Here is a 24,292-nt window from a genome sequence, read left to right as displayed (position 1 = left end):
CCTGCTCAACTTCGATCACCGCGCGCCCCCAAGGGTCGATCACTTCCGGCTGATGCGTTTCAAGCTAGGGAAGTGGCGAGTCGACCCTCTATGAAGTTGCGCGAAGTTGCGCGGGAGTCACCCGAGAGCGGCGATCTGCTCCAGGATCAGGGCGCGTGCTTTTGGCCCGAACACCGCCATGTCCCGCAGGCGGTCGAAGGCGCGCGAGTACGCAGCGATCTCGTCGGGCGCAGTGATGTTGATCTCCGCGGTCAACGTCTCCACCTGCACACGCGAGTTGTCGAAGATCATGAAGGTCTCCAGCGGCCACATGGTCCGCTCGGCCGGCTGGGGCACGATGCCAAATGCCACGGTGGGCAGCGACATCACTTCCAGCAGGTAGCCCAGTTGTCCCGCCATCACCGAGGGCGTGCCGAACCGGTAACCGAGAACGGCCTGTTCGATGAGCAGCACGAACCGGTGCTGACCCTCGTAGATGACCCGGGAGCGCTCCAGGCGGGCGGTCGCCGCTTCGGGGGAGTCGTTCGGGGTTCCCTGGAAGTCGCTGATCAGGTTCATCAGCGCTTCGGCGTAACCGTGGACCTGCGAGAGGCCAGGGACGACGTTGTGACAGTAGACGCGGAACACGCTCGTGCCCTCGTACAGAGGGACCGCGCTCTCCTGCATGCGGCGGATGCCGTCGCGGTGCAGCCGCTTCCACTCCACGTACAGCAGGTCCGCATCCCGCGTCTTGGCGATCAGGTCACTGACCTGGTCGGGCGCTCGGCATGCCGCGCACCAGGCGCGAATGTCCGCGTCCGAGGGCAGCATCCGGGCGTTCTCCAGCCGGGACACCTTCGACTTGTGCCAGCCGCACGTGGCGGCCAGCTCCACGGCCTTGAGGCCGGCGCTCCTGCGCACGTCGAGCAGACGCGCGGCGACCTGAGCGCGGGCCGCTTGGGCGGCAGATGAAGGCGTGCTGTTCATGGTGGGGCGTGTCGCAGATCGTCAGAGGGCGTACTGCTCGTGATCGATTCCCAGCTCCCACACTGTCTCAAAGGCGTCCGTGCACTGCTTGATGACGCCGGCGTCCCAACTGGCCTGCGGCTCTATGGCTTTCCCGTCACCGCTGAAGATGTTGAACCGGATGACCCGGTCGTCGATCAGCCAGAAGTCGTTACCCGGAAGCATCAGGTGCGAGGCGCGGGCGCGCGGCAGCCACCTGACCTGTTCCCCGGCGTAGAGGTTGGCGCCGGTGATCGCGTGCTCGAATCGGATGTACTCCGTGACCGGCTCCGATACGACGCGGGCACGGCGCACGGCAACGCCGCGGGCGACGGTGCGCTGGACGAGTTCGACCCACGGCTTCCAGAACGCCGAGTCGACGGCCGGCACGACGCCGCTGTCGCGCCAGGCGCCCGCGGTGTCAGCCTCTTCGTCGACGCCGTAGTGATCGCGCATCTCCAGGTGCAATGCCTGGTGCTGTGCGCTGTCGAGCAGCTCGTCAAAGCTGGGAACGTTCGACAACGTCGCATGCCTCCCTGATCTGTTTCACCATCCGCGCGGGAATGCGGATGACGGCCTCGGTGTCCGGTCGCGGGCTGTCCTGAGCGCAACGCTCCAGCATGGCGGCATCGGCCAACCATCCCTGGAGCACCAGCTCAGGCTCCGCGCCTGCGCCTTCGGGCTGATCGACCCAGACCGCCGGGCAGTTCCCGCCGCCGGTGTTGGGATCGATCCCGATGAAAAGTAGTGCCATGACCGCCTCCTGCGTCCAGACAGTTGCGCCATGTTGCACTGCGATCATTGCGGAGGACGAGGTTCGCGGGAAGAGCGGAATCCGGCCGAAGGGTTTCGCGCCCTCCGCATGGCGCGATCGTTGTGGTGAAGAGAGGGGGCTGCACGACATGGGCCCTGCCGTGTGGCCCCTCGGGGCGGGGCGCGCGACTCGATCCCCACCGGCAGCGCGCTACGCCCCGCTTGCCAGAGCGTAGAAGCAGGGTCTGACGACGGTGCGCGAGCGCCTTTCAGGGCCCGTCACACAAGCGTGCGACCCCGTGCGCGTCAGGCGAGCCGGGCACACAGCAGTCGCGCAACCGTCGACTCCTGCCCGTCCGGGAGGGGTTGGAGCAACGCCTATGTCACGTCGTCGAACGAGCGGCTCCCGAGTGCGCGGCCTGCTGCTTGAGGTACTCGTTGAGTAGCGACACGTGCCAGTTCGTACGTGTTGGGCATGTCAGGCTTCGGCGGACTGGGGGGAGGCCAGCAGTCGGTGGTTGGGGCGGGTTGCGTTGGTGGTGCACGCCCCAAATGGGCCGTCAGGGGTGCGGAGTTGAAGCAGCGTGGGATCGAGATGATCGCGGTGCCAGGTCGATGGGCCGGTGAGGCCGGCCTCGACGTCAGTGAGCTGCTGCCAGGCCAGCCACAAGGCATGCAACCGCGCCACCGCTTCGGGGTGCTCCAGCCACTGCTCGCACCACGGGCGACTGGTGGTGACCTCCCGCCCGTACACCGGCAGCAACAGGTCGTCCACCCAGTTGGTGAGCGTGGCGAGTTCCTCGGTGTACGCCGTGCCGTCGAGCGCCAGGATGAAAATGGAAGTCGGTGCCTCGGCCGAGGTGGCCGGCGCGGTCTGCGCAGCAGCGGAGGGCGAGGACTCCGCGCCCACGGACTCGGCATCACCGACGGCGCCGTCGTTGAGGGACGGCCCCTCGTCGATGAGGCGGGCGAGCGTTTCGTTCTGCTTGCGGGTCTCCGTGACCAACTGCGTAACGGTGGAGACAAGGTCGTCCAGGTCGTGGTCCGGTATCCGTACCGGCTCGGCCCCGCCCCGTGCGGGCTCGGACATTTCGACACCTCCGAAGAGTTCGTGGAGTGGAGAGAGTCCGGAGATTCAGCGGTTTGCCCCGGCCGGAGATCTCGTTAGAAGACCCGCTCACTGCGCGACCCGATGAGGGCACCCGTCCTTCGGAGGGGCAAGGGACTTCAAGGCACAGGCTGCCTGTTGGGGAACGACACCGATGCCGAGCGCGATCGGTGGGGCGGGCCTGCCCAGGCTTGGGGTGCCGGTTACCCATCCTTCGTCGGGGCCCATATCCACTCCACGAACCGCAGGCTCAGGCGGCCCGCGTCGTCGGCGGGCCGGGGCGAGCAGGTAGTCCGGGGTGTACGAGTGAGTGATCTCGGTGCAGAGATTCTCGAATTCGTGGACCATGGCGTACAGCCCGTCCCTTTTCCAAGCCGACCCGTCTGGCCTGAGTTCATTTCGGACCCCGACGGGTGCGACGGTCGGTACTGGAGCGGTGGGGCACTGCGGTGGACGCCGCCGACAGCGTGGTGTCAGCGAGACGGCTACGGACACGTGCAGCGTCGCTGCGGGCGCTCGGCGCCGGGGCGCCGGGCGGGCCGAGCGATGGACGCGGGTCCCGCTCAGCTCCGCGCGCTGTGCGAAGGCGACGGCGGACGTCGTCCAATGGACCGAGAGCGTGCAAGGCGTAGCTGATGAGCTGCCCAGGGGCGAGCGCGTCGCGATCGGCTAGGGCGCCAACCTGCCGGGCCGCCAGAGTCGCGATGCGGACAAGAGAGGCTTGGACGACCTGCTTGCCAAAGTGTTCGGCTGCTCCACCGAGCAGTGGGTCACAGATCCGCCGTACGCGCTCGGAATCGAGAACCCCGTCGGCCAGCGCACCGCGCCGCTGGGTCTCCCACAGCACGGTCAACTGGTCAATCGGTTCACCGCGATGGTGCAGTGCACCGAGCGCGCGGTAGATCTGCTGATGACCAGGGTCGGCGAAGTCGTCGGGGTGTAACCAGCGCACCAGCTCGAGAAGCTGCTCGGGCCGGGACGCCAGGCAACCGAGGAGAAACTCCTCATCAGCCAGCCCCTGTTCGCTGACGGGCTGGGGAGGGGAGGCTTGCGCCGCGTACGCGGCGGCCGGCTGCGCGGGCCGGGCCTCGGTCCCCCAAGCGCGGGCAAGGTCGGTCAGCACGTCGGAGAGCACCTGGGCGTGGTGCAACGTCTCCGCCACCGTCCCGTTCCGGTCGTCGGCGAGCGCGGCCTGCTGCAGGCGGGCGGCGTGCTGGGCGACACTGCGGTGGATGGCGCCCTCCAGGACCATCCGTCCGTACACCGGGGCGTGGTCGGGGCGCGGGCACGCGGAGATCAGAAGGTGCGGGTACGACGGGGTGAGCCCGCGGGCGTGAGCGCTCGCCTCCTGCAAGGTGTCGGTGATCCAGGCCAGCGGTACGGGTCCACCCACCGGCGCGGTCGTCGCTGGGTGTTCGGCGGCCTGGAGCTTGAGCATCGCGGCGTAGAGCGCGGAGTGCGCGGGACGGGAGAAGTGCTCCGGGTGGAGCCAGGTATCAAGACGGTCGAGCTGGCTGGGATCCAGGAATAGTGCGCCCAAGACGGCTTGTTCGGCGTGGACGAGCGGGGTCACGGCTGCGTCTTGCGTGCGGGCTGGCTATGGGCGTGAATCTCAGCAACAGCACGGTCGGCGCCGGCCAAGGCGGTGGCAAATCGTTGTAGTTCGCTGGTGAATGCCGGGTCCGCTGCGAGCAGGGAGCCGCTCGGGGACACGAGCGCCTAGTGGGCGCCGCGATTCACGACGGGAGCGCCGGCGAGACGTTCGGAGCGGCAGACGGAAGCCCAGGACGGTGCGGGTGGGACATGGGAATACCTCACGAGGAAGGGGCGAAGGCCCGGACGTTCTGCGGTTCGGGGACGTGCGCCATCGCGCCTCGCCCGAGAGGGGTTCGGCTTCGGCGGGGTCACGTGGCCGGACCGAATCCGTCGTGGCGCAGGGCCTTGGCCAGCGCGCGCTCGGTGATGGCCGCGGTCTCCTTGGCGGATGCGGCGCCGAGCCGGTCGGCGTTTGGCTCGCGGTACCAGGGCTTGAGGCTGAGGAGCGCAGGGCGGATGCCCGTGGCGAGCAGGAGCGCAGACCCCTTGGATAGGGCGCGAATTGCGTCGGCTGGCAGTACACGTTCCTGGCGCATGGAAACTGAAGTGGACTTGCCCGACTCGCTGGTGGACACCGAGACGGTACGGACGTCGTGGTCGCCCACCAGGCGGGAGAGTTTGTCCGCGAAGTCGGCGTCGTCGATACCGGAGCCGACGAGCTTGATCGTCGCAGCCGACCAGAGCGCGTCCATGCCGGCCTCGCCCCACACTCGGACGCCCTGGCGGTAGGACTGCAGAATGGTGATCGGGATGACGCCTCGGCTGCCGAGGTGGGAGTACAGGTCCGGCAGGTCCGCGATCTTGCATACGTTGGCGGCCTCGTCGAGGATCGCGAGCAGCGGGGCATCGAGGCGACCACCGTCGCGCTCTGCCTGGATAACGGCCGAGCGCATCACCGCGTCGGCAGCGGCGGCGATGATCGCCGAGGCGGAGCCGCCGCCGTCCTTCGACAGCAGGAACAATGTGTCCTTGCCCGTGGCGAACGCTTCGGGCTGGAACTCAGGGATCTTGTCCATCCCGCTGGGTGGCGTGACCCAGGCGGCGATGGCCGGGTTGAGTAGGCAACTGGCGTACTGTCGGGCGGTTTCGAAGATTCCGTCACGGGTCTCGACGGCTCCGGCCACGGTGCCCTGGAGTTGGGCGGCGACCGCGTCGAGCCCGGCGTCCTGGAGCAGGTCGATGGGGGAGCGGTCGGCTGGGGAGGCGAGCCAGGCCAGGACGTCGGTGATCGGCCGGCGGCCGCGGGCGGCGGCTAGGAACAGCGCGGTGAGCGTGTTCGCGGCGGCGGTCGACCAGAAGTCACCGGCACTCGATTCATCCACGGAGGCGGTCACGAAGTGCCCGGCCAGGCGGCGGGCCCCGGCGAGATCGTGCGCGTCGGAGAGGATGTCCCACCACATCGCCTGCGGGGCGTGGGCGATCTGCTGAGGATCGAGCGTCCACACCGTGCCTGCCTCGGCGCGGGCCGCCAGCGTGGCGGTGTAGGCGTCGCGCGCCGCCTTGTTGGAGGTCAGCAGTACAGGGCCTGGCGCGCGGAGGATCGCCGGGATCGCCAATCCCGAGGTCTTCCCCGAGCGGGGCGCCATGATAGCGAGGAGGACGTCCTCCCACGATGAGCGGACCTCCCGCGCACCGGGGGTGTGCGTGCCGAGCAGGACACCGCGGTCGTCGGGCGCGACCGCCTTGGGCTTGGTGCCCTTGAGACTCGGACGGAGATCGATCGCCTTGGCGGCGACCTTCTTGGGCATCAGGTCGGTCAGGTCCCGCTGGTCGGCCAGTCCGTTGGGATTGCCGCGCAGCCGGAGCCACACCTTCATCCCGAGCAGGGCCGCGGCCAGGAGGATGAGTGTGGGGAGGGCGTAACACCCGCTGATCACGGCAGGGTGGGCGAGATGCGGCCAGACCTGACCGGGGTGCAGCAGCGATTCTGTTGGTCGGAAGTAGGCCCACGGATCGGAGCCGATAGCCGCGTTGAGGAGGCTGCCGAACAGCCAGGCGAGTGTCCCGCCGCCCATGGCGAGCGCGGCGACCACGATTAGGAGGTAGAGGAGGGCGTCGGTGCCGGTGGTGGTCGACGGTGTGCTGGTGCGTGCAGGAGACAAGGCGCGATCCCGTTACGTGCTGAGCGGCGGGCGATGGGGTGGGACCAGCGGCTTCTTCTTGTGATCACGAGAGGGCTCCAAGAGGCTGTGGCGCGATGGGAGTTGGGGGCGGCAGTCGGAGAAGTCGAACTGGGCGATGCGCCCGCAGGCCTGGTCAACGGCCCAGATAGTCTTCACGCCATAAGTTGGACTCCTTGGCGGCACGATGGGGACAGCCCGTACGAGCCGGAGTGTGCCTGCCCTCCTCGGTGTCGCTGTGTCGGGGTGCGGCGCAGCGCTCGCCGCCTGGTGGGCCGAGGACGCCGGACGCTCGTCTGCGATGGCAGCGGCCACCCCGAAGGCGACGTCCGGCTCGAGCTGCAGATGCGTCGTGAGGTCGTGTTGGCGCGGCTCGGCTAGCGGGTGCGGCTCGGCTCCGGGGCAGCTGGGGTGGGGCGGCACTCGACGGAAACGACGGGCCGTCGTGGCGGCGAGACACCTGTACAGGCTGGGGAGACGGCGATGGTGGTCTGGGCTCGGCGCTGTTGCATGGTCGATACAGGGTCTGGCCACCCGTTGTCGCGCACGGAGGAAAAGACGTCGAAGGCGAGGTCGGTACGGACCTGCGGGGTCTCGACGTACTGGAGGTCGCCCTCCCCATGGAGCGGGACGCCCTCGTTGGTGCGGGTGACAGTGCCGATGGCCCGCAGGGTGCCTTCGGGGTCTCGGACCTGGTCGCGCCCGATGATCAGGTCGGCACGGATGTCGGCGTCGAGGGCGCGGGCCGAGGCGACCGCCGCCTCCTCGATGCCGGAGACCGGCATGGTGGAAGGTTTCTCCGGCCGGTCGGTGGGACCTCGGTTCGTGCTCAGCCGGGTGTAGGGCTGAAGGTCGTACGCGGCGTCGGAGGTGACGCTGTACTGCGCGGCCCGCATGGATTGCACGGCTTGTGCTCCGCGCCGCAACGGTTCGCGGGTCGGATCGGTGAGGCCGTACAAATCGCTGCCAGGGAGCCGCTCGAAACCGACGAGGCGAAGGATGTGCTCGGCGACGTGGTTGTCGTGCGACGTCGCTGCCACGACGCCGTAGCGGCCATGATGGCCAACGGTGATGTGCGGATGTGTTTCCGCCACGAAGATGCACCTCGCAGAAGTCGGGGCCGTGTGGAGGACGAGGATGCGGCCCGAAGTCGGGTTTGGTGCGGCCGGGAATCTGATCTAGTGAGCGCGAGCGCGGCGGCCGGCGGCGCGGAAGAACCGATCGGCCAGTGGGCCAGAGGCGTCTCGATCGCCCCAGCGGTGTGGGCAGGCCATGTGGCCATGTGTGGCGAACAGGCGCGGGCTGTCTCGACCCGAGCTGACGGGGTATCCACCGGAGACCGGCCGCGTCGGCGAGGGAGATGCGCCTTCTCCGTCCGAGCCATGTCGACGCGCTCATAGGCGTTCTCTGCCTACGGCAGGGAGGAAATGCCAGCCATAGGCGTTGCGCAGGGCGACGACGTTCGCGAGGACCGCTGCACCGACCTGCTCGAGGCCGGGCCCGGGACACAGTTCTCATCACCGGGGTCGCCCGCCAGCCTACGATGGTTTCCCAGCTCGAAGACATGCTCCGAGAGGCAATCCCCGGGATGGCGCACCTTGACGTCGTGATGGTCGGCGTCCGGGCAGCTGGTAGCCTTCGCCGGCCACCCCACCGCCGCCTGGGTCGCCCAGGCGGCCCGGAACCTGGCGATGGACCTGGCGGACGCCAACGCCACCGTTTGGTACTTGGGACCGGACACGAAGTATCCCGCCCTCTTCGACCAGATCCTGGCCGACGCCGACATTGGAGCCGCGTGCCGGCGCAACCCTTCGTCTCGCCGACCGGTGCCCGGTTCATCACCCGTGGTCCAGACGGTCGTGACCTTGGTTTCGGTCACGTAGGGTCGCGCTGCCGACATCGACGCGATGCGCGCCTTCTACCTCGACGTGCTCGGCTTCACCCTGAGCGGCACGATCACACCAGCGCCGGGGCGGTGCGGACCTTCACCCACGTGAACCCGCGCTTCGACTTACTGCTCCGCGGCCTCGACGCGGCGGGGGTCCCGTACGCCGCTTGAACTGCACGGATGGGGTTTTCTGCAGGCGCAAGTTCATCGCGGTGTTCGCGACTGCCAGACCGCGGGCTTCTACCTGCGCTCGGACAAGCGGGACAGCTTCCGCACCGCACCGCGGACGTGCCCGCCGACCGATCCGCCACCTCGAACATGAAGTGATGGAGCCCGGGCTTCACATGCGGTGGGGTCTGGGCGAAGGCCAGGGGTGGTAGGTCTGGACCCAGCGTTCCATGATTCGCAAAGTGGGCCGGCATCGCTTTCCCGAGCGCGGTGAAGCCGGCCGAAGTGGTGGCGGCCCGGTCGGGCGGATTTTCCGGACGGTGTGTGAACTGCCGCCTGGAAGAGGTCTGCGGGTGTCTTCGGCATCGGTGCCTGTATCTGCTCAGGGCGAGTCTTTCCGACCCGGCGGTTTCCCCTGAGGGTCGCCGCCGTCGAGACGACGTCGCACGACCGCGCAGGCAGTCGGCACAGGGACACGCAGCGCCAGTTGCAGCTGACCGCTCTGCCGCACGACGATGACGACCTCAGGAATCTGTTCGAGGGCCTGGTCGTCTGCCAGACCGTCGTCGTGCAGGACGAACCGCAGCCGCGCCAGACAGTGCGTCAGCGCGGCCACGTTGCCGGCACCACCCACGAGCCGGAGCACCTGCTCGCCGAAGGCCGGTCCGGGGACGGCGGCGGAGGCCGGGGCGGTCATGACGCCTTCGCTCCCGCAGCGAGGCGGCTGATGTGCAGGGCCAGATAGAGCACCTCGTCCTGCCCGACGGCCCACCCGCAGCGCTCGCGGAGAACGGTCCCGATGTGCTCCGCGCAGTCCACCTCCCTCGAGTGGGTGGCACGCAGGCTGCTGTAGAGGGAGGAGAAGGAGTCGGAGGCGCTTTCCCCTCCCTCGTGGCGGCGGGCGAAGTAGCGCAGATGGGTGATGAACCTCGACACCTCCAAGGAGTCCTCGTCTAGGGACAGCCCCAGGAAGGTGCCGATCTCGGCGAGGACGATCGTGAAGGTCTCCGTCAGCCCCACGACCTTGGACAGATCCGGGGACTCGAACTGCGCGTTGACGAAGTGCAGCGCCAGTGGGATCGCCTCGACATCGGGCAGCCGTAGGCCCAGCCGCTCCTCGGTGAGAGCGATCGCACGCCGGCTGAGGGCGACCTCCCTCGGGTACAGGTGGAGCACCTCACCGCGCAGCGGGTAGGCGATCTCCACGTCCTGCTCCGCGCGGCGCAGCGCGAAGGAAAGATGATCGGCGAGCGGGATGACCACATGGTTCCCGACATGCTCGCCGAGCTCCGCCCGCCCCAGGCGGACTATCTCCTCCGCGACCGCCAGATGCCCGGCGGGAATCTGTTCGAGGAATGCCGCGATGTGTTCCGGCGGCTGCCAGGCCGTCGGGACGAAGGTGCGTTCGACGCGTTCGTCGGCGACAGAGTCTCCGGCCCGGACGCCGAAACCGAGGCCACGCCCCATCAGGACGACGACGTCTTCATAGTCGTTCGAGGCCAGAACCACATTGTTGTTGATGACTTTGATGACTCTCACGCGCGGCTCCTTCGTCGCACGACGGACCGGCAGCGCCAGACCGGCACGGCTACGGTGCCGGAACTCCATTACGCGCAATGACCTGTTGATACCAGTGGAAGCTGTCCTTGCGGACGCGGCGCAGCTCCTTGAGATCGAACTCCTCGCGGTCGACGTAGACGAAGCCGTACCGCTTCGACGAGCCCTGGTGAGTCGAGACCAGGTCGATCGCCGACCAGGGGCAGTAGCCGATGACGTCCACGCCCTCGGCGGCGGCCCGCTGCATCTCCCGGACGTGGTCCGCGAGATAGTCGATCCGGTACTGGTCGTGGACGACATCGCCGTCCTCCAGCGTGTCGAACGCGCCCAGCCCGTTCTCGGTGACCAAGAGCGGCAGCCGGTACCGGTCGTAGATCTCGCGGAACGTCGTCCGGAATCCGACAGGATCGACCTCCCAGCCGAAGGCGTTGGTCTTAAGGTTCGGGTTCTTCGTCCCCCGGTAGACACCGCTTTCACCGATCGCGATCTGCTGGTCCTCGGTGTGACCGACGTCCTCGCCGTCCTCCGAGGGTGCGGCCACCGTGTGGGAGGCATAGTAGTTGAACGCGATGAAGTCGGGACGGGCCGCGGCCAGAGCCGTTTGGTCGCCCTCGGCGAAGTCCGGTGTCAGACCGCGGCGGGTCAGACAGGCCCAGGCCGTCGGGTTGTACCGACCGTGTACGGCGACGTCGAGATAGAGCCAGTTGCGGAGGGCGGCGAAGTCGGCCGCGGCGATGACGTCCTCCGGCGTGCTCGACGCCGGGTAGACGCAGGCGATGTTCGGCGCCGGGCCGATCCTCGCCGTGGGCAGGACCTCATGGCACAGCGCCATCGCCCTGGCCTGCGCCACGAGCATGTGGTGATTCTGCTGGTAGAGCTCCCGCTGGGGATTCTCCGAGCCGGCCGAGACCAGCCCGATCGCCGCGCCGTGCAGGATCATCATGTTCTGCTCGTTGATGGTCAGCCAGTACCGCACCTTGGCGCCGTACTCGCGGAACAGGATGCCGGCGTAACGGACGAACGCGTCGACCGTGGCTCGCGAACCCCAGCCCCCCTTCTCCTGCAGCGCTTGCGGCAGGTCAAAGTGGTACATGGTGATGATCGGCTCGATACCGTGGGCGAGCAGTTCGTCGATCAGCCGGTGGTAGAAGGCGATGCCGGCTGGGTTCGGGACCCCGTCGCCGTGGGGGACGACACGGGTCCACGCGACGGAGAACCGGTACGCCTTCAGTCCGAGTTCGGCGAAGAGCGCGACGTCCTCGGCATAGCGGTGGTAGTGGTCGCTGGCCACTCGGTAGTCCGTGGTCCCCTCGGGGAACTCGGTCCTGGCGTCCTGGACAGAGGGTCCCTTGCCGTCCGTGTCCCAGGCGCCCTCCACCTGGTAGGCGGAGGTCGAGGCGCCCCACAGGAAGCCGGGTCGCATCGGCGGCGGGTCGGTGTGCTTCACGTTGTTTGCTCCAGGGGATGAGGCAGGGATCACGGGGCCAGCAGGAGGAGGCGGTCGTCGGCGTCCACGTCGGCGGAGGACGCCACGGTCACCTCGCCGTAGTCTGCCGTGGCAGTGACGACGACCACGGTGACGGGGTCGTACCCCGCGAGGCGGATCGCCGTGGGGTCGAATTCCGCCAGGACGTCACCGCGACGGACGCGGGTCCCCTCGGTGACGGCGGGGCTGAAGTGCTGCCCGTCGAGCTGGACCGTGTCGATGCCGATGTGCACCAGCAGTTCGACACCGTCGTCGGTGCGCAGACCGTAGGCGTGCGGCATCGCGGTGACGACCGTGGCGTCCAGAGGAGCACGGACCAGTCCCTCGGAGGGGATCACCCCCGCGCCCTGGCCCACGGCGCCGGAGGAGAAGACCTTGTCCGACAGGTCCTTGAGGGCGACCACGGCGCCGGCCACCGGGGTGAGCACCTCCAGCGTGGCGGTCCGGGTGAGCGTCGTCGTACCGGAACCGGCGGGCGTCGCCTCGGCCGCGGGTTCCGCTTCCTTGTCCTTGCTGTCGGTCGGACCGGTGACGGTGGCCGCCGGGATGTCTTTGAAGCCGACGAAGTAGGTCAGGGCGAAGGCCAAGGCGACGGCGACCGCGCTGCCGATGACGAGGACGGAGAAGTTGCCGACGTCCACCGCGGCGCTGAGCGTCAGGCCGCCGGCGAGCACGAAGGAGTTGGGGGCGGAGCCACTGGCACCCGCGATCGCGCCGCCCACCGCGCCGGCGACGCAGGAATAGATGAAGGGCTTCTTGAGGCGCAGCGTCACGCCGTAGATGGCGGGCTCGGTGATGCCGGCGAGGAGGGCCGAGATGGTCGAGGGCCCGGCAACGGCCTTGAGGTCACGGTTGCGCGTCTTGAGGAAGACGGCGAAGGTGGCACCGGCCTGGGCCAGGACGGCCGGGAAGATCGGGGCGAGGAGCTCGATGACGCCACTCGTGGAGAAGTCCTGCACCATAAGCGGGATGAAGGCCCAGTGGACGCCGAAGATGACGAAGACCTCCCAGAAGCCTCCCACGATCGCGCCGCCGACCGCGGGAGAGAGGTCCCACAGCCAGTCCACGCCGTCGGAGAGTCCGTTGCCGACGGAGTCCGCGAGTGGGCCGATGGCGAGGAAGGTCAGAGGCACGAGGACCGCCACCACGATGAGCGGGGTGAAGAAGTTGCGTACCGAGTCCGGCAGGACCCGGTCGAGCAGCCGCTCCATGTGCGACTGGGCGTACACCGCGAGGATCACGGGGATCACCGACGACAGGTAGGTGGCCATCACGACCGGGATGCCGAGGAAGTGCAGGTCCCCGCCGCCGTCGGAGAACGCCTTGAGGGTCAGGCTCGCGCCGTTCTTTCCGGGTATCACCCCGATCGTCGCCGAGTAGACAAGGGCCCCCGCGATGGCGAGCGCGGTGAACTGGTTGGCCTTGAAGCGCCTGGCCGCGGTCACGGCGAGGAACATCGGCAGGAATTGGAAGATCGCGTCATCGGCGGCGAACAGGATCGAGTACGTCGTCGTGGTTCCGAAGGACGGCCAGATCTTCACGCCCAGTGCGAGGAGCGCTTTGAGCAGGCCTGTGCTGGCGAGAATCCACAGCAGCGGTGTGAAGATGCTGGTGACCACGTCGATCGTTCGGTTGAGCAGCGTGCCCGAACCGCCCGCAGTCGTCGGTGCGTCGGCCGACGTCAGCCGGGAGATCTTGCCGATCTCCGCGTAGACGTCCCTGGCCCGGTTGCCGATGACGACCTGGTACTGGCCACCCTTCTCGACCACGGCGATGACGCCCGGGAGGGACTCGACCGTGTCGGTGTCCGCCTTCGCGGGGTCCACGAGCGCGAACCGCAACCGAGTGGCGCAGTGCTCCAGTGATTTCACGTTCGACTCGCCGCCGACGCCGCTGAGGACGCCCACCGCTGTCTCTTGGTACTTCACGTTGCTTCCTCCTTGAAGCACCGGCAAACCGGAGCAAGAGATTCCGTAAGAAGGCAACAAAAAAACCCAGACCTCGGCGGATGCTCCAAGTACGACTGGATGCGCCGAAGTCCGGGTCTTGCCTGCGATGAGTAACAATCCCGGCTTCACAAGGACTTCACGTCCTGGCGGCGGACTTTAACCTCGCCGGCTGCGTCTGTCCATACCCCTCGCAACCCCTCGCACCGACAGGCTCTGGGGTACAGTCGGGATCTCGGGATTGTTACTGGCGCGCTCAGGCAAGACCCGGAACTCCAGGTGATGGACGTTCCGGGTCTTTTTTGTTGCCCGGCAATCCCGCTGCTGGACAGCCCCTCACGAAAGGATCACCCCATGCCGGAACGTCGTGTCGTCGTCGCATCCGCGTCGGGCCTGCATGCCCGGCCCGCAGCCCTGTTCTCCCAGGCGGCTGCGGCCAGCCCGGTGCCCACACGGATCAGTAAGGGAGATGTCATCGTGGACGCGGCGAGCATCCTCGGCGTCATGCGGCTCGATGTGCAGCAGGGCGACGAGGTGCTGTTGTCGGCCGAAGGTCCGGACGCCGAGCGCGTGCTCGACGAACTGAGCGCGCTGCTCGAACGGGACCTGGACGCCACCGCGGCCTGAGGGGACTTCTTCGGCGAACGAGAGGACACCACCATGCCGCACGTGAGCATCGAGTACTCCCCCGCCCTGGCAGCGACGAGCAGAAGGCAAGTCGAGTCGGGCAGGTGACCGAGGCGATCCATGAGGCGGCCGGGGGCGGCAGCACGTGTGGTGCGGGCCCCTCTGTCTGCCGGACGCAGCGCGGTGCCCGCCGTCGGGACCACCAACCTGCTGGACGCGATCCTTACCGACTTCGACATCGATGAGACCGCTGCCGCGCGGACCCCGCAGCGCACCTTCCCGACACGGGTCTCGGCTGATCTCTTGTCACCCGCAACCCACGGGGTTACTGTCGCTCGGTACTTGGGCGAGAGCCCTCCAGGATTGTTACTCGTTGATTTCGGTCACGAGGCAAGACCTGAGACGCAGAACATGCGTCTCAGGTCTTTTTTCGTGCCCAAGTGGCCTGTTAGGCCTGCTAGGAGGACGAAGACATGACGGATCCGCGAATGGGCGTCTCCGAAGAGCCGACCGGCGACGACTGCTGTGGTCACCTCAGACGCCGCGCCTTCGTGGTGTCGACGCTGGCCGTGTCGGGAGCGCTCGTGGGAGCGTCGGGCCAGGCCGTGGCTGCCGATGCCGGCACCGAGTCGTCGGCCCGCTCTGGACAGAGGCGCCCCCGCGCCTACCGCTTCGAACGGGTGGCGGCCGACACGTACAAGGTGCTCGACCAGAGCGCGGTGGCCGGCTATCTGCTGGTGGGCGTCGGCCGGTCCCTGGCGATCGCCACCGGATCCGGCGGCACCGACATGGCGCCGATCGCGAACCCTCCCCGTGGAACGAACGAGAAGAAGATCGTCTACGTCAACACGGCATCGGCCTATGAGCGTTCCTACGACCTCGGCCACCGAACCGTCTCCGTGGTGTCGCTGACCGGAGCACAGTCGCTCATAGGCACCCGCTTCCCGGTGGACAAGGTCACCCTCACCGACACCGTGGGGTACATCGACACAGCAAGCGGACTGGCGTTCACCGGCGAGAGCATCGGCGCGGGCAGCGCGGTCGTGGAGGGCAACACAGACAGGTACCTCGACTGGGGCCGGTCCTACTTCCGGCTCCTTGCGTTCAAGTCCTCGGTGCACAAGGTCGCGGCCCTGGTGAAGGGTCTGGACGACCCACGGGTGTTCGACAGCGAGGGGAACACCGTCGACGCCGCGTACGTCGCCGACATGCACACTCTGGTCGACAAGGTGCTCGACTTCGACGAGGGCCTGACGCTCACCTTCGACACGTCCTCGCCGACGATGAACTGCATCGCCCGTGAAGGCTCGGCCACCCTCACGTTCCACGTCGCATCGCCCGGATTCCTTGGATACGACCTGATCGGCACGTCCCTGCAGAAGGCGACGTCCGTCGTGACGCAGTACCTGACCGTCCGCTACAAGGACGACTTCTACATGCTGCCCGACACCGACGTCCAGACGCCCTACCTGTACGTCGGTGCCACCGACGCGCTGTTGATCGACACGGGTCTGTTCAACGGCGCCGGACTGGCTGCCCGGGTGCGTCGACTCATCGGCACCCGGAAGCTGTCGGTCTACGTCACCCACGCCCACGGTGACCACTGGGCGAACCTGGAGTACTTCGAGGCCTCCGAGCTCAAGCAGGTCTACGTGCCGAAGGGCGAGGTCTTCACTCGCGTCGGCTCCAAGGGCTCGACGTACGACATCAACACCGACCTCAAGGGCCGACTGGAGAACCGCGTCCACGAGCTCGGCGACGGTGAGATCTTCACTGCCGCGGACCGGCGCTTCCAGTGCATCAGTACCCCCGGCCACACTCCCTTCGCCACAGTGCTGCTCGACATCGACGGGCGATACCTGTTCAGCGGCGACGAACTGGGCACCCAGTCGTACCTCGGTGGCACCAACATGCAGGAGAGCACGCTCGACTCTTGGGTCTCGTCGGTCGACAAGATGATGACGCAGCTCGCCATCGGCACCAACCGGCAGAAGATTGACGCGATCTTCCAGGCCCATGCCAAATACCCGATCACTCCCACCTTCATCTCCTGGATGAGGACGATGGTCACCGCCCTCAAGGAGCGGCCCGGTGAGGTCGTGCTGAAGGCGCCGAACAACCCGAAGGGTTCCGGACTGGTGGTGATGGAGGACGGCCACCTCGTTGACCAGAGACGTCTCGACGAGATCTTCGCGAAGGACGTCACCGAGGAGGACATCACCCGGATCGCCTCGATCTCGTTCCGTGCGGGGTAGTGACTCCTCGTGCCGCTTGTCGAGTGATCGTGCAACGGCGCGGCGGGAGGCGGATCCGCGCGATGCCGCGCTCAACCTGCGTGCGGCTTCTGTCCCGAACACCGAGTTGATGTCGACACGGCGCAACTGCCCCCCCACCCGAAGCCCGTTACCCACCTACCTCGACGCGCGGCTGAGGACAAGGGGCGATCCACATCGAATAATTTGCTTTATATTCAATTTGAATTGCCAGTACGGCACAGCGTCTACGTACGAGGCGGCCCTCCAGATGGACGAGCAGTGCGCCCAGCTGGTCGCCCAGGCCGTCGCGGATGTCCGCGTCGAGCCCGCCTCTTGGCTGCGCTGGATTGAGGGCAGGACGAGGTGATACCTGTCGGCGACTGATGGGGTGCACGACCGGCTGATATGACTGCTAGGCAGATCGATTTCGCCTCTCGCCAAGTGCCTCTCGGAACGGTGAACCGGCGCTGTGCGTTGTCGTAGGCAGAGCCAGCCGATAGGAACCCAGCACCTCACCTGCACTCATCAGTGCACCTCCCGCCGCCGGAGAGGCAGCAACGGCGCTTCAGTTTTCGTGAACTCAGAGATTTTGGCGTGCATACGGGCATCGGTGTCGAACAGTTCGCGTTCCCGTGGGTGGAGTAGATGTTGGGTGATGAAGGATCGACCCGCGACCTTCCACAGGCCGCGCCCCTTGGTCAGTGCGGAGACCGCCTGTGTCTCGACCCCGGTCAGGCCCAGCAGTGAGGCAGCGGAACCCAGTTGGTCGGCTTCCTGACGGTAGATGATCCGTGTGGAGCAGTCGGTGAGCAGTCCTTCGGCCAGCGCTCGGCTACGGGAGCCAGCATCGCCCGCGGTTAGCAGGTCGGACAGGCGGTGGATGACCATCATGTTGGCGATGCCGAGCCCTCGGCTGAGTTTCCACTGGGACTGCATGCGCTCCAGCAGGGCGACATGTCGCATCACCCGCCAGGCTTCGTCGTAGATTACCCAGCGCCGTCCGCCGGTGGCGTCGGCGAGCGCGGACTCCATCCATGCCGAGGCGCAGGTCATCGCCAGGACGAGAGCCGTATCATCACCAGCGCCGCCCAGGCGAGACAGATCAATGGAGAGCATCGGCGCGGCCGGGTCGAAGGCCACGGTCGAGGGGGCATCGAACATGCCGGCCAGGTCGCCGTGGACGAGGCGCCGCAGGGCGTGCGCCAGGTCCTCGGCTGCCTGCCCAAGGCGCCCCGACAGTTCCCCGAGCGCACCGTCGAGGCGTTCGGAGGAGCCGAGTACGTACGCCACTTCGCCGAGCAGTGGTGTGGTCCCCGTGGCGTCGGCATGCGTAACCACCTGGTCGAGTGCCACGTCGAGTGCGGTGTGCTCCATGGGGTGCAGGTCGCGCCGCAGGACGGTTTTCGCGAGGGAGCCGAGCAGGAGAAGGCGCCGTTTACGGACCTCTCCGGCCCAGTCCGTCTCGCTGACACCGGACGGCTTGACGGGCGCGTCCAGCGGGTTCAGCCGGCCCTGGAGCCCGGGCCCCAGTGCGATGGTCTGCCCGCCCAATTCCTGGGCGACGATGGTCCATTCGCCCTTGGGATCGCAGGGTACGTAGATGCGGTAGCCGAAGGCCACAGCTCGTACGGCCAGAGACTTCGCCAGCGCGGACTTGCCCATGCCGATGACCCCAGCGAGCAGGATGTTGGGATTGGTGAAGCCGTCGAGCCGTCCGTACAGGGCGAACGGGTCGTAGGTGAACGCCGCTTCCGCGTGCACGTCCCGTCCGACGTAGATGCCCTGGGCACCGAGGCCGCCCTCGGCGAGGAAGGGATAGGCGCCCGAGGCGGTCGCCGTCGTCATCCGATGGGCGGGGAGTTCGAGTCGGCCACCTCGGGCGGAGGCAGGACCGGGGCGCCCGGCGGGCGGGTAGGTGGCACGCAGGTCGGGGTCGGTCCCGGCCTGAGTTTTGCGGCCGTCGGGGCGGGCGGCATTGCGGGCCAGCTCGCGGGCGGCGGCGAACTGGTTACGGGCGGCGCGGGCCGTACGGCGGTCGCTCTTGCGGGGAACGAACAGCGGGCTGGCGGAGGCGCGAGTACGGGAGGACATGGCCTGGTGCTCCTGGTGGTCAGTGCCGGGTGAGGCCGGTGAAGGGGTCTCGCAGGTCGGCCGGGGTGTGGGCGCGGCGAACTCGGGCGGAGGCCGCCAGATGGCGCTGGCACACGGTGAGTTCGGGCGCGCCCTCGGGCAGTCGGGCCCTGCACGCCTCGGGGGTGGGGCGACCGGCGCCTGGGTGCGGGGCCGCGTGGAAGGCTGCGTGGAGGTGTTCGGCTGCTTGCCACTGCCGGATCCGGCAGGCCCTGAGGTGATCGCCCTCGGCATCGTCGACGGCGGCGGTGCGCACGGCGTGCGCGTCGAGCAGCCCATACAGGGCAATCACGTGGGCGTGCAAGGTGTCCAGTTCGGTGCGGCTGGCAGCTACCGGGGCGACGGGCATGTTGATGGCCTGGTGGAAGTCGAGCGCGGCGGTGGCGAACGGGACGAAGTCCTCCGCCAGTTCGGGCAGGGGGCTCGGTCGGCATGATGGTGCCCTTCGGTTGAGCGCGGTCGGTGGTGCTGGGGTGCGCTACGGGCGGGCGAGTGGCAGGGCGGCGTTGGTGAAGGCTTCGGCCTGCTGCCAGGTCAGCGGGCGCAGATCGATGAGCGCGGCGACGGCGGCGGTCTCGATCGCGGCGCAGGCGGCGTTGAGCTGTTCGGCGCTGTCGGCGCTGACGGTGAGCAGGCCGGTGAGGGTGACATCAGCGTGCCCGGCGATGAGCTGGCGTTCGCGCTGCTTGATGTCGGCGTACTCGACCGAGTCCTCCTCGGAATCGACCTGCCCCTTGCGGGCTCGCTCGGCGGCGTCCGCGATCACGGTGGCCTTCTTGCGCTGTACGTCCTTGAGTGCTGAGTCCAGTCCCTTGGGCTCATATGTCAGCGACAGGGTGCGGCGCACGCCGGAGGTGAACAGGAGCTGGTGCAGGAAGCCGGGCGACGTCTCGATGCGCGGCCAGTTCTCGATCCAGAACGTGGCGTGGTGGGCCGAGTCGGTGTGGATCCGGTCGGCCTTCTCGACCAGGACGACGGGACCAGCGGCAGCCGGGTCGGCTTGCGGGCGTCCCGAGGCGGACCACTGGTCGAGGGCGGCCGATACCTTGGGGTCATACGCGGTGCGGATCACGGCGGCGATCTGGTTCGCGTGCAGCCATTTGCTTGGCATGAGGCCGGAGTTGCGGGCGGCCTGGTCGAAGGTGGAGGTGAGCTGGGCCAGGATGGCGAAGCCGCCGGTGAGACCGCCGCCGGCCTGGTTGATCAGGCGGCGGGCCGCCTTGAGGTCGAGGGCGAGGGCGACGTATGCCTCGTGCGGGGCGGCGGCCGGACCAGCGGCGCTCAGCAAGTCACGGTAGATGGGTCCGGCCAGCGGCGACTGCGTATCGCCGTGCTGATTCCAGTAACGGTTCAGCGCGTCACCGGAGTCGGGGACGGTGCGCTCCAGGACCTGCACGCGGGCGATGTGCCCGGTGCGCGCGAGGGCGGCGAGCATGCGGCCCCAGCCGGAGACGTTGCTGGTCTGGGTGGCAGGGTCTAGCAGGGCGAAGGCGCGGGAGGAGACCTTGACCACGGCGGTGAGGGTGCCCTCGTGCGGGTCGTGCACTGCGCCGAAGCGGCCGTCCGGACCGGTGGCCACGCGCAGCGATGCAGCCGTTCCGGGAAGGTGGAGCAGGCCCTCGCGCTGTGGCCGGGTCGCGGGCCGGGTGAGCCAGACCAGCTGGCCCCGGAAGCGACGCAGCGCGTATCGGACCACGATCGGCGCCCAGTCGGCGAGCGAGCGCCCACGGTGGCGCATGAAGACTGTCGAGAGTGCCAGAGCCCACAGCGGTATGAGCTTGAGTGCCCCGGTTACGCCAGCTGAGAGCAGCGCCGCGAGCAGGAGCAGGCCGGTGACCGCGACGAGGATCAGCTGCGGGGCCGAGAGGCCGAGTAGCACGCCGCGGCGTGAGCGGTGTGGGAATTTCACGGTGGTCGGACCGCCGGGGTGAGGAGAGTCGGATTGCATGGCGAAGCCGTCCTTGGAACGTGAGGCGAAGGAAGGGGGGAGGGGCGGGCGGCGGGACTGGGACTCCGGCCGCCCCGTCAGCTACGGGCTATGAGCCTGAATCACCCGGCGGCGCGGGATAGACCCACCGTTGCGGGGTGGCACCGCCCTGCGGCGCAGGTCCGATGTGTCGCGGTGCTGGCGGATCCTGGTGCGCGATCCGCGGCGGTGCGACGGAGGCACCCTGTGGCGTTGGTGCCGAGGCCACTGGAGCCGAGTCGCTCGCGGAACCCTGGCCGGGGCGCTGGATGAGAGGTACTCCCCGGTCGCCGTCCGTGGGAGGGCGGCGGATCAGCGCCCGACCCTTGTCGCCGGAGGCGTTCGGGTCCTCGCCGAGGCGGAAGTGGGCCTGGTTCGGCTTTTCATCTGCGCCAGAGCCGCCGGTCGGATCGATCCCGGAGGCAATACCGTCCGGTCCCTGGCCGGGCACCTTCGCCGGACCCTGCGGAGCACGCATCCCCATACCGGCCTGCATGGCGAGCTGACCTGCGGTCTTGGCCGCGCCAGCGGCCACCGCCATGCCCGCGACACCGGAGCGGTGCACGTCGTCATGGCCACCGCCGTCGGCTGCCCAGTGCACGAACTTGTACGTCGCATACGGGCAGAGCATGACGAGGACCATCACGACGATGCCCGCGAGCGCATCGGACAGGGCGCTGAGCCCGTCGTTGGCGTCGGACTTGCCCATGGCCGAGACGCCCAACAGGAACACGATCGTCATCAGGAGCTTGGAGACGATCAGGGTACTGGTGGCCTCGATCCACCCACGCCGCCACCGCTTGGCGACCTCCCAGCCACCGCCGGCCCCGGCGAACACGGCCAGTGTGACGAGCACCAGGATGCCGACCTTGCGGGCCACCATGACTGCCCAGTAAAGGAAGGCGCCCACCGCGCAGCCGAGTGCCATCAGAGAGGGGATGGCCCAGCCTAGGCCGTACATCGGCCCCAGTTCGTTGACCTTGATGACGCGGCGCACCGCATCGTCCACCGAACTGTTGGCAGCCTTGAACAGCCCCGCACTGAGCGCGTCGACCACGGTGATCGCGACGGTAGTGCAGGCGATGGCAGCGAAGGCGAACAGGACTCCGGCCACGGTGCCGTAAACCGCCTGGCCGAGGGCTCGCTCGTCCCGTCGCCAGGCGGCGCGGGTGAGTTGCAGACAGAACGTCCCCACGGTCAGGATCAGGCCGATAGGCAGGATCAGTTCGTAGTTGTTGCGAAACCACTCGGCGTTCAGGTTGATGCCCGTCGTCTGATCGACGGCCTTCGACGCCAGATCAGCTGCTGCCTGTGCCATTTCACCCATCGACTTGGCGATCCAGGCACCGATTCCGTCTGTGACCGCCTCGCCGGTCGCGCCGACGACACCGTCCACGGTGGAGCACACCGTGTTCATCAGAGGAAGGTCGCATGCCCCCATCAGGTCACCTCGTTTCGAGAGTTGTAGGGGTGGGTCACGGCGCGACGCTCGGCAGGACCCCGACCAGGGCACAGTTCTGGTGCGGCCGGCACTGGACGGCGAGCGTTGTCGAGCGGGACTCGGCCCCGGCGCCTGAGCCCTTCCAAGCGATGGACTGCTTGCCGGTGACCGTGACGGCGTAGACGTACGCCTCGATGATCGCGCCGGGATCCTGGGCGAGGGCCGTCCTGAACGCCTGCGGGAAGTGACCCTCGCCGACGGTGGCGCTCGCGTGCTGCTGGTTGTCGTGCATCCGTGACCACAGCACGAGGCTGGGTACCTGGTTCGTGACGGACATCCAGTCCGCGTACTTCTTCTCGCTGGTCATCCACTGTTTGAGCCCGGCCAGGTGTTCGGCCTGGGAGGAGGATCGGGTGTCGTACGTCCACAGGACCTTGGTGGCGGCCTTGCCGAAGACGATCGGATCGCTGGTCTTCGGCGGTCCGGCGACCGCCGAATCTGCGTGCGGAGCGGCGGGCGCGGAGGCCGACGTCGAGGAGGGTGGCGGAGCCGGGGCGGAACTGGCCGAAGCGGGGCTCTCCGGACGCGTGACGTAAGCGAGGAGCCCGGCGACCGTCAGCAGCACAGCGAGGACGACACCTCCGATCGCAGCGCGGCGCAGAACCGAGGCCGGAGCCTGATGCGTTCGCTCGCCAGAGGAGGGAAATGGCTTCTTCGGCATCAGTGGACCTGCGTCCCCATCGCCGAGAAGAACGCCACGATGCCGTTGGCCGCTCCGAGCAGCAGCGCGCAGCCGGCCGCGACGACGGTGCCCTTCTTGCCGTTGGCCTCAGCCTGGTGGCCGCCACTGTGGTGGCCCCAGGCCCAGACGATCGCCGAGATCGCGAGCGCGCCCACTACGGCGATGATGCCGAACAGGTTGATGCTGCCAATGACCTTCTTCAGAACATCGAGTCCGGGCAGGCCGCCCTCCCTCGGGCTGACGCCGGGGTTGTACGCCAGGATTTGGGCATGCTGCATGAGCTTCACTGGTACTCCAGTACGGTTTTGGGCGCGCGAGAGCCCGGGAAGGGTGGAGCGAGAGGAGTGGGGGAGGCGTCGGTCAGACGATCCGGCGGGCAGCCAGCACGTCCGGTCGCCAATCGGTGAAGGTCGAGATCTTGACCACGTCGCCGGTGTGCGGAGCCTGCAGGATCAGGCCCTCACCGATGAACATCCCGACGTGTTCCGGGACTTCGGCGGTGCCGCGGGTGAAGAGGAGATCGCCCGGCTTGAGGGCATCCACGTCAACTGCCATGCCTTCTTTGACCTGCGTGTACGTGGTCCGGGAGATTGAGACTCCGCCGGCCTTGTATGACGCCTGCATCAGGGACGAGCAGTCGCAGCGGCCCATCGGATCCTGACCGTGCGGATCCGAACACTTGCCACCCCACTGATATGGCGTGCCGAGCTGGCCGAGCGCCCAACGGATAGCCATGCGAACCGACTTCGGGGCGGCGGTCGGGATCTTGTAGCCCTTGGGGACGGAGCCTGTGGAGATCGGACCGAACGCGGCCCCGTCCTCGCCCGTGCCGCACCCGGAGAGCAGAGAATCCGACTCCCCGTCCTGGGTTTCATTGGAGCCACTCTTCACGGATTTCGACTCCTTGGACAGCGACGTGGCGATGGCCTTCTGCAGAGCTGTGGCCAAGGGAATCCACTTGGCGTATGAGTCGGGTGAGCCGCTCTGCTGGACCGCCTGCGCGGCCTGAGCGACGGTCATGGACTGCCAGCCCGAGACCCCGAGCAACTCCTCGTAGAAGGTAGTCGAGGCCTGCTCCGGATCACGGGCCTGAGTGGCCATCCCCCAGCCCTGACTGGGACGCTGTTGGAAGAGACCGAGCGAATCCCGGTCACCATAGTCCAGGTTCCGCAGTCCCGACTCCTGCAGGGCCGTGGCCAGGGCAACGACCTGCCCCCGCGTCGGCACCTTCATGGCGACGCCCGTGGCCTGGATCGACTTGGCATTCCGGATCTGCTCCGTGGGATCGTCCAGACCCGCAACCGAAGCGAGCCGTTTGCCGCCGCCCTTGAGGATCGACTCCACCTGTTTGGCGACCGCCGAGGAATCCAAAGCCTCTGTATCACCATCGGGGCAGGCGGCCTGAGCGTCAGGGGCACCAGCTGCGGCGACAGCGAGCGGTGCGATCAACAGCAGCGGACCGAGCGCCACCACCGCGACTATTCCTGCGGCCGTCTTCAACGTCGCGGGCCATACGTCGAGTGGT

20 protein-coding genes are annotated in these 24,292 nt (G+C 67.9%); 2 read left to right on the top strand and 18 right to left on the bottom strand.

What is annotated here, in order from left to right; translation table 11 throughout:
* Positions 1-117 precede the first annotated feature (117 nt).
* From ACZ67T_RS41820 to ACZ67T_RS41770, 11 genes are all read right to left on the bottom strand, one after another.
* Positions 118-966 carry a helix-turn-helix domain-containing protein gene (locus tag ACZ67T_RS41820; RefSeq protein WP_469991753.1) on the bottom strand — a complete coding sequence of 283 codons (849 nt, stop codon included), beginning with the start codon at positions 964-966 and terminating at the stop codon, positions 118-120.
* Positions 967-987: 21 nt separating this feature from the next.
* The gene (locus ACZ67T_RS41815; protein WP_469991751.1) at positions 988-1,506 is read right to left on the bottom strand and encodes a DUF6879 family protein; all 519 of its coding nucleotides are present in this window, start codon (positions 1,504-1,506) and stop codon (positions 988-990) included.
* Positions 1,484-1,738, bottom strand: coding sequence for a hypothetical protein (locus ACZ67T_RS41810; RefSeq protein WP_469991749.1), 255 nt, complete (start codon positions 1,736-1,738; stop codon positions 1,484-1,486). Before ACZ67T_RS41810 ends, ACZ67T_RS41815 begins: the two co-directional genes overlap by 23 nt.
* Positions 1,739-2,215: 477 nt before the next feature.
* Entirely contained in the window at positions 2,216-2,827 is a 612-nt protein-coding gene (locus tag ACZ67T_RS41805; RefSeq protein WP_469991747.1) for a DUF4913 domain-containing protein, read from the bottom strand.
* Between the two features lie 412 nt (positions 2,828-3,239).
* Positions 3,240-4,418 (bottom strand): DnaB-like helicase N-terminal domain-containing protein, encoded by a 1,179-nt coding sequence (locus tag ACZ67T_RS41800; protein ID WP_469991745.1) that lies wholly within the window; start codon positions 4,416-4,418, stop codon positions 3,240-3,242.
* Between the two features lie 331 nt (positions 4,419-4,749).
* Positions 4,750-6,543 carry a type IV secretory system conjugative DNA transfer family protein gene (locus tag ACZ67T_RS41795; protein WP_469991744.1) on the bottom strand — a complete coding sequence of 598 codons (1,794 nt, stop codon included), beginning with the start codon at positions 6,541-6,543 and terminating at the stop codon, positions 4,750-4,752.
* A 395-nt stretch (positions 6,544-6,938) separates the two neighbouring features.
* Positions 6,939-7,655, bottom strand: a complete 717-nt coding sequence (locus ACZ67T_RS41790) for a hypothetical protein (protein WP_469991742.1) — start codon at positions 7,653-7,655, stop codon at positions 6,939-6,941.
* Positions 7,656-8,999: 1,344 nt separating this feature from the next.
* Entirely contained in the window at positions 9,000-9,314 is a 315-nt protein-coding gene (locus tag ACZ67T_RS41785) for a PTS glucose/sucrose transporter subunit IIB (RefSeq protein WP_469991740.1), read from the bottom strand.
* The gene (locus ACZ67T_RS41780; RefSeq protein WP_469991738.1) at positions 9,311-10,156 is read right to left on the bottom strand and encodes a PRD domain-containing protein; all 846 of its coding nucleotides are present in this window, start codon (positions 10,154-10,156) and stop codon (positions 9,311-9,313) included. The genes ACZ67T_RS41785 and ACZ67T_RS41780 overlap by 4 nt, the downstream gene beginning before the upstream one ends.
* A gap of 49 nt (positions 10,157-10,205) precedes the next feature.
* Positions 10,206-11,621, bottom strand: coding sequence for a glycoside hydrolase family 1 protein (locus ACZ67T_RS41775; protein ID WP_469991737.1), 1,416 nt, complete (start codon positions 11,619-11,621; stop codon positions 10,206-10,208).
* A gap of 29 nt (positions 11,622-11,650) precedes the next feature.
* Complete coding sequence (locus ACZ67T_RS41770) at positions 11,651-13,588, bottom strand: beta-glucoside-specific PTS transporter subunit IIABC (RefSeq protein WP_469991735.1); 1,938 nt, start codon at positions 13,586-13,588, stop codon at positions 11,651-11,653.
* A gap of 372 nt (positions 13,589-13,960) precedes the next feature.
* Between ACZ67T_RS41770 and ACZ67T_RS41765 the strand changes: the two genes are divergently transcribed.
* Positions 13,961-14,233, top strand: coding sequence for an HPr family phosphocarrier protein (locus ACZ67T_RS41765; RefSeq protein WP_469991734.1), 273 nt, complete (start codon positions 13,961-13,963; stop codon positions 14,231-14,233).
* 473 nt (positions 14,234-14,706) lie between these two features.
* Positions 14,707-16,488: an MBL fold metallo-hydrolase gene (locus ACZ67T_RS41760; RefSeq protein ID WP_469991732.1), complete on the top strand. Its 1,782-nt coding sequence runs from the start codon at positions 14,707-14,709 to the stop codon at positions 16,486-16,488.
* A gap of 525 nt (positions 16,489-17,013) precedes the next feature.
* Here ACZ67T_RS41760 and ACZ67T_RS41755 read toward each other — a convergent pair.
* The 7 genes from ACZ67T_RS41755 to ACZ67T_RS41725 form a co-directional block, all read right to left on the bottom strand.
* Positions 17,014-18,579, bottom strand: a complete 1,566-nt coding sequence (locus ACZ67T_RS41755) for an ATP-binding protein (protein WP_469991730.1) — start codon at positions 18,577-18,579, stop codon at positions 17,014-17,016.
* Between the two features lie 19 nt (positions 18,580-18,598).
* Positions 18,599-19,036 (bottom strand): DUF6238 family protein, encoded by a 438-nt coding sequence (locus ACZ67T_RS41750; RefSeq protein WP_469991755.1) that lies wholly within the window; start codon positions 19,034-19,036, stop codon positions 18,599-18,601.
* 60 nt (positions 19,037-19,096) lie between these two features.
* The gene (locus ACZ67T_RS41745) at positions 19,097-20,566 is read right to left on the bottom strand and encodes an SCO6880 family protein (protein ID WP_469991728.1); all 1,470 of its coding nucleotides are present in this window, start codon (positions 20,564-20,566) and stop codon (positions 19,097-19,099) included.
* 88 nt (positions 20,567-20,654) lie between these two features.
* Positions 20,655-22,025 carry an SCO6881 family protein gene (locus ACZ67T_RS41740; protein WP_469991727.1) on the bottom strand — a complete coding sequence of 457 codons (1,371 nt, stop codon included), beginning with the start codon at positions 22,023-22,025 and terminating at the stop codon, positions 20,655-20,657.
* A gap of 34 nt (positions 22,026-22,059) precedes the next feature.
* On the bottom strand, positions 22,060-22,746 hold the full coding sequence (locus ACZ67T_RS41735) for a hypothetical protein (RefSeq protein WP_469991725.1): 687 nt from the start codon (positions 22,744-22,746) through the stop codon (positions 22,060-22,062).
* Complete coding sequence (locus tag ACZ67T_RS41730) at positions 22,746-23,045, bottom strand: DUF6112 family protein (RefSeq protein ID WP_266557819.1); 300 nt, start codon at positions 23,043-23,045, stop codon at positions 22,746-22,748. The genes ACZ67T_RS41735 and ACZ67T_RS41730 overlap by 1 nt, the downstream gene beginning before the upstream one ends.
* A gap of 82 nt (positions 23,046-23,127) precedes the next feature.
* A complete protein-coding gene (locus ACZ67T_RS41725; protein ID WP_469991723.1) occupies positions 23,128-24,267 on the bottom strand; it encodes a C40 family peptidase in 1,140 nt (379 codons plus the stop codon).
* Positions 24,268-24,292 lie beyond the last annotated feature (25 nt).

Source organism: Streptomyces sp. NPDC107517 (assembly GCF_055582645.1).
The sequence above is the reverse complement of the archived record's forward strand: the minus strand, read 5'-3'. Positions and strand labels throughout refer to the sequence as shown.